The sequence below is a fragment of the Cupriavidus sp. 8B genome (assembly GCF_054589115.1).
Genome location: NZ_BAAILO010000420.1, coordinates 1 through 4584, shown reverse-complemented (window position 1 = coordinate 4584; position 4584 = coordinate 1). Strand labels below are relative to the sequence as shown.

The window sequence follows — 4584 nt, the reverse complement described above, 5'->3', positions numbered from 1 at the left end:
ATGATAGTGCGGATACCCGTGTGAAAGTAGGTAATCGCCAGGCTCTCCCTTGAAACCCCCCAGTACGAAAGTACTGGGGGGTTTTGCTTTTGCGGCAGCGGTTTCGGAAGCAAGATGTCGATGGCCGTAGGGCTCGCATTCCAAGTTTCGCAACGGCGACTACAGCCGTGACCAGTGCACCTGCTGCGATGCCTGTCAGTGCATTGATCAATACAGGACCCAGCATTCCCAGGCCTGCACCGAGCACAGGTACTCCTGCCAGCATTTCAGTTGCGGGCTCTATTAGATGATGCGCAGCAGGAATACCGTGCGCCAGAATTCCGCCGCCTACCAGGAACATCGCCGCGGTCCCGATCACGGATAGCGCGCGCATCAGCCAAGGCGCCAGGCGCAGGATGCCGCGGCCAATGGCCCGCGCGCCAGCAGAGGCCTTCTGGCTAAGGTACAGGCCGGCATCGTCCAGCTTGACGATACCCGCCACGAGGCCATAGACGCCCACCGTCATGAGCAAGGAAATGGTCGTCAGCACGGTTACCTGCGTGCCGAATGTTGCGCCGGATACTGTCCCGAGCGAGATGACGATGATCTCCGCCGACAGGATGAAATCAGTGCGCACCGCACCACGAATCTTGGCCTTCTCGTCTCCGCGGAATCGCTATGGAGGAAGCTGTGCGCAATCTTCTCGAATCCCTCATAGCAAAGAAAGGCGCCGCCGGCCATTAGCAGTGGCACGATAGCTGATGGCACGGCAGCGCTGATCGCCAGAGCTGCCGGCACCAGAATCACCTTGTTGCGCAAGGATCCCAACGCTACAGCCCACACGACGGGTAATTCTCGATCTGCTTTCACGCCGCTGACCTGCTGCGCATTCAAGGCGAGGTCGTCGCCTAGCACGCCGGCCGTTTTCTTGGCAGCCACTTTACTCATGGTGGCCACATCGTCGAGGATGGAGGTGATGTCGTCGATCAGCAGAAGCAGGCTGGTGCCGGCCATATTGAAGGCTCCCATGTAGACGCAGAGAAAGCGCCCCGTTACACGCAGAGGGCCGCATGGCTCGATACTGTGCCACAGGCCTCGCAAGCGATGCGGGCCATCGCCATTCCGGGATGGTTTCGTCTAGGGAGTCTGGCAGCTCAGGATGCGAATCCGAGCCGCCCGGGGCATCCGTAAAAAAGGAGACCGCCGGCAGGTTAGCAGGGCGGTCTACGGGAAGTCTCGTCGGGGTCAAGCAACGAGTATCTGATTGCCAAAGCGCACGCCTGCTTGCTATCCGCCGTCGGTGGGGGGGCATTTTGATTCTCTTGCCGAAACCGGGGCACAAGAAAGCCTCCATCGGGAGCGAGAGGGGACCTGAATGAGAAAACCAGCAGCAAGTACTTCCGGCTATGGCAAGAACGCAGTCGCATTGGCGCAGCAGTACGAGAGCATCCTGTTCGAGGATGTCCATCGAGACGTACTGCACCTATTCCCATTGGCGCCAAGCAGCATTCTCGACGTCGGCGCCGGGTCAGGCCGCGATGCGGCCGCGCTCGCTCGGCTGGGACATCGGGTTGTGGCCGTTGAACCCACGCGCGAGTTGCGTCGTGAGGGGCAGCGCATTCATGCGGCCTCGCCCATCGAGTGGGTGGACGATGCACTGCCCCACCTATCCAAGATGCGGTCCAGGCGAGAGCATTTTGACCTGATTCTGCTGACTGCCGTATGGATGCATCTTGACGCCGCCGAGCGCCCCGTTGCGATGAAAGCAATCGCGGCGCTGCTAGCGCCGGGCGCCCGCGTCATTATGTCGCTCCGCCACGGGCCGATTCCCCCCGGTCGAAGGATGTTCGACGTTTCAGCCGAAGAGACGCTGGAACTTGGCCGAGCGGTTGGCCTGGCCGAAATCTACAGCGGGCTGCGCAAGGATACGCAGGGCCGGGACTCGGTTTCCTGGAGCGTGATTGCATTGCAGATGGGGTAGCCGAGCCACTAGGGGATGCTCGGATTGGTCATGCTAGGATCCTGGCGAGGGATCCGGGAGATGGTCATGGCTCAAAAGTTGTTCCACGAACTGCCAGCGGATGAGCGCGAGAGTTTCGAGTCGGCTTGCGCGTTGCATGGATTTGTACGAGAGGACTTCGATGTGACCGCGGAGGAGGGCATTGCGCTAACCGGCGGCCCGAGTCGTATCCCGCGCGAAGTCACCGTCGCCCGTGTAATCGGGGGCGAAGTCCGGCGCTATCCTGGCGGAGCCGGGACCTCATGGACGGCGGCGTTCGAGCAAGACCTGGAGCGGGATGTCTTTGGCTTTCCCCTTGCCGACTAATCGAGCGAGCATCGCGCGGGGATGCGTCTCGATGGCGTCGGGTGCCAATCGGCGGCTATTCACTCGCAGCGATTCTTTGACATGAGCCGGTTCGCTGAACCGCCGCCGCTGCCCGTTGAACTTCAGCAGGGTCCTTTCGCAATAGCGCGCGCTCGGGCCATGCCATGTTTCCAGTGTATTGCTGCCCGACAGAGGGCACATGATGCTTGAAGTCAATCGGCTGGCCGATTGCTCGTTTCCGGGATTGAACGGCTTCAGGATTCCATCCGGGCCAGAGTTCCCGCCATCGCTCGATGGGTGCTGGTTCGGTGTCCATCAGCTTCGCCGACGGCAGTGCGAGGAAACTCCGCGCCACCTCCGGATCGCGACATGCTAGCCAGTCATCCTTTTCAGCCGCGGCACCCTCACAAATCATCCGTTTCCGTGCCCAGGGCGTGGAATCGACTTATCGGTGGGTGCATGTTCTGCACTACCCTTTAGGGGGACCATTCAGTATTGACGGGCTGCAACGCACTGCGATCATCCTCCCATGAGATCCCGATCGGCATCACCCAGATGGAGTCGTTTCTATATCCTGGATGCGAAGAACCGGCCTGTCCAGGTGTTGGACCAGGGCGAGTGGTCGCGCTGGATGGCTGAGAACGAACTGATCTTCCGCCGCACGCTGATGGAAGACTCCGGCGTCGTGGTCACTACCCGCTTCCGCGGGGTGTCCGAGCGAGCCCCTAAGGACACGCCGCTGTTCGTGACTCGTGTTGTTGGGAAGGTGGCGGAAGAAAACGAGAGCTATGGAGCCCACACGCTTGATGAGGCGCTGGAGCAACATGAACAGCTAGTGCAGAAACTCATTCGCGCATTGCGCGCCGCTGAGCGCTAGGATCTGCACGGCCACGGGCACCACCATGGGTCGACGCTCACATCTGAACCCTCCGAAAATCCACCACCCACAGGGTCGCTGCCCACGCGCAGGGCCCGTTGATCTCGTTCCAGAGGTGCTGGCAGCGCTTCGCGTGCGTGTCGCATTTCGTGTAGTGGGTGTCGGGCATGATGCCGAGGCGCGGGCCGATGGCGTTATAGAGTCGCGTGCCGCCGCAGCGCGAGCATGTGCGCCAATCGTGCTCTTCATGCTCTGCATCCAGCGGCTCTACACCACCTCGATCCGGGGATCTGCATTCCCCCATAAAGGGCTATTGCAGACACCGCCAGCACGTCGGAGACTGGACACCACTTCACTCTCATGAAGGCGACATGGAAGCCACAAAAGAGCAGCGCGACGCCGCCAGGAAAAATGCCATGCGCGCCGAGATGCTTCGCGCGCAGGCGAGGCGGTTCATGAAGTTCGTGGGCGAATGTCTTGCCCAAGAGGGGTTCTTGGCCCGCGCCGCGGTGGAAGGCCCAGCGTTACCGGGTGACGAGAGAGAGAGTTTCCAGCTCAATACTAGCTTCGGTCGCGTTTATGCTCAGTTCGGCTTTGCGAAGTGGGATGGACACCTCGTGGGGCGGTACCAATTTTCGCGCTTCGTTCTAGGCGCAGATGAGATGATGCGGCTGGTTCCGTTCCACGTGATCCTGATCGAGGATCAGGGGAACGCAACCTTTGCCGAGGATGGTTTCTTCGAATGGAAGATCCCGGATAGTCCGGACAGCAATTACGGTCCGGCGCTCGTCGGCTGTTTGCTCCACGGATTCCAAGAGTCGCTTCCACAGATAAAGTGACCGCAGTAGAACCGATTCGACGCCAGGCAAGCGCAAAGCGATGGCCACGGCCATATTCGCCCGGCGCCAATCTCCACGAATTGGGCTTTTCCTAGATCCTCGGCTAGATGGCGCTGGGTATCGGCGTGCAAGTTGCGCGCCGTCGCCAGCAGTTCATCCAGGCCGCATACGCGCCGCGGCAATTCCTTGGTGACCTTGCGCTGCAGGAAGTAATGGATGTTGTCCCCGAACGGGGTCATCGACAACGCGCGGAATATTCGCGCTTTAGTTTGCCAGTGCATTGGCCCCCTTGTACTTTTTTATAAATACAAATGCTGGCTTGGTGGCTTGGTTGCGCCTCAGAATTGAGCAGAAACGCAATTTAGAGGCGTTGCCCGCACGTGCATTGCTTCTGCTGGTCGGCTGCGCCGCCGCGCCGCAGGTGATCGAGAGGCCGGGGGAGGTGAGGGTGCTGGTGGCCGTGCCGTGCGCGCACCGGCCCGCATACTTGCCTCACTTGGTGCGAGGCGTTGCGTAGGGCGTAACGAGTTCAAAGCAATCAAAAAGCGCTGCGGACTTCTTTG

The 4584-nt window shown here is 60.5% G+C and carries 4 protein-coding genes and 1 pseudogene; 4 read left to right on the top strand and 1 reads right to left on the bottom strand.

Going from position 1 to position 4584, the window contains the following annotated elements:
- Positions 1 to 145 precede the first annotated feature (145 nt).
- Positions 146 to 993, bottom strand: a pseudogene (locus ACYP5B_RS39890) (DUF808 domain-containing protein); the annotation flags it as partial.
- A gap of 361 nt (positions 994 to 1354) precedes the next feature.
- On the opposite strand from ACYP5B_RS39890, the gene ACYP5B_RS39885 reads away from it, so the two are divergent.
- The 4 genes from ACYP5B_RS39885 to ACYP5B_RS39870 all read left to right on the top strand — a co-directional run bounded on the left by ACYP5B_RS39885 (position 1355) and on the right by ACYP5B_RS39870 (position 4021).
- On the top strand, positions 1355 to 1960 hold the full coding sequence (locus ACYP5B_RS39885; RefSeq protein WP_400103765.1) for a class I SAM-dependent methyltransferase: 606 nt from the start codon (positions 1355 to 1357) through the stop codon (positions 1958 to 1960).
- 66 nt (positions 1961 to 2026) lie between these two features.
- The gene (locus ACYP5B_RS39880) at positions 2027 to 2305 is read left to right on the top strand and encodes a hypothetical protein (RefSeq protein ID WP_400103763.1); all 279 of its coding nucleotides are present in this window, start codon (positions 2027 to 2029) and stop codon (positions 2303 to 2305) included.
- Between the two features lie 529 nt (positions 2306 to 2834).
- Positions 2835 to 3182, top strand: coding sequence for a hypothetical protein (locus ACYP5B_RS39875; RefSeq protein WP_459573315.1), 348 nt, complete (start codon positions 2835 to 2837; stop codon positions 3180 to 3182).
- A 371-nt stretch (positions 3183 to 3553) separates the two neighbouring features.
- Positions 3554 to 4021, top strand: a complete 468-nt coding sequence (locus tag ACYP5B_RS39870; RefSeq protein WP_267603526.1) for a hypothetical protein — start codon at positions 3554 to 3556, stop codon at positions 4019 to 4021.
- The last annotated feature ends 563 nt before the right edge of the window (positions 4022 to 4584 follow it).